The sequence below is a fragment of the Aquabacterium sp. genome (assembly GCF_050725395.1).
In the GTDB taxonomy this organism is placed as follows: domain Bacteria; phylum Pseudomonadota; class Gammaproteobacteria; order Burkholderiales; family Burkholderiaceae_C; genus Aquabacterium.
The window spans coordinates 1-1504 of sequence record NZ_JBOHHL010000094.1 but is presented as its reverse complement, the minus strand read 5'-3'; the positions used below and the strand labels follow the sequence as shown (position 1 = coordinate 1504).

The 1504-nt window shown below is 52.9% G+C and carries 1 rRNA gene; it reads right to left on the bottom strand.

Annotation, left to right across the window (positions count from 1 at the left end):
* Positions 1-1504 (bottom strand): 23S ribosomal RNA (locus tag ACREB4_RS21255); the annotation flags it as partial.

The window sequence follows — 1504 nt, the reverse complement described above, 5'->3', positions numbered from 1 at the left end:
ACATCGAGGTGCCAAACACCGCCGTCGATATGAACTCTTGGGCGGTATCAGCCTGTTATCCCCAGAGTACCTTTTATCCGTTGAGCGATGGCCCTTCCATACAGAACCACCGGATCACTAAGACCTACTTTCGTACCTGCTCGACTTGTCTGTCTCGCAGTTAAGCGCGCTTTTGCCTTTATACTCATTGCGTGATTTCCGACCACGCTGAGCGCACCTTCGTACTCCTCCGTTACTCTTTAGGAGGAGACCGCCCCAGTCAAACTACCCACCATACACTGTCCCAATCCCGGATAACGGGACATGGTTAGAACCTCGATATTGCCAGGGTGGTATTTCAAGGTTGGCTCCATGAGAACTAGCGTCCCCACTTCAAAGCCTCCCACCTATCCTACACAAGCAAGATCAAAGTCCAGTGCAAAGCTGCAGTAAAGGTTCACGGGGTCTTTCCGTCTAGCCGCGGGTACACGGCATCTTCACCGCGATTTCGATTTCACTGAGTCTCTGCTGGAGACAGTGCCGCCATCATTACGCCATTCGTGCAGGTCGGAACTTACCCGACAAGGAATTTCGCTACCTTAGGACCGTTATAGTTACGGCCGCCGTTTACCGGGGCTTCGATCAAGAGCTTCGCTTGCGCTAACCCCATCAATTAACCTTCCGGCACCGGGCAGGCGTCACACCCTATACGTCCACTTTCGTGTTTGCAGAGTGCTGTGTTTTTAATAAACAGTTGCAGCGGCCTGGTTACTGAGGCTGCCAACAGCTCATCCCGCAGGGGAATCACCATCAACAGCGCACCTTCTCCCGAAGTTACGGTGCTATTTTGCCTAGTTCCTTCAGCAGAGTTCTCTCAAGCGCCTTGGTCTTCTCGACCTGACCACCTGTGTCGGTTTCGGGTACGATCTCTTGCAATCTGAAGCTTAGAGGCTTTTCCTGGAAGCATGGCATCGGTGACTTCAGGTGCAAGCACCTTGGTCTCGGTTCTCAGCGTTAACCCCCCGGATTTGCCTAAGGGATCCGCCTACTACCTTTCCCCGCGACAACCAACGCGCGGTACACCTAGCCTTCTCCGTCCCCCCATCGCAACTGCAAAAGGTACGGTAATATTAAACCGTTTCCCATCGACTACGCTTCTCAGCCTCGCCTTAGGGGTCGACTCACCCTGCTCCGATTAACGTTGAGCAGGAACCCTTGGTCTTCCGGCGGGGAAGTTTTTCACTCCCCTTGTCGTTACTCACGTCAGCATTCGCACTTCTGATACCTCCAGCGGACTTCTCAATCCACCTTCGCAGGCTTACAGAACGCTCCCCTACCACTTCTACATAGTAGAAATCCGCAGCTTCGGTACACAGTTTTAGCCCCGTTACATCTTCCGCGCAGGCCGACTCGACTAGTGAGCTATTACGCTTTCTTTAAAGGGTGGCTGCTTCTAAGCCAACCTCCTAGCTGTCTATGCCTTCCCACATCGTTTCCCACTTAACTATGATTTTGGGGCCTTAGC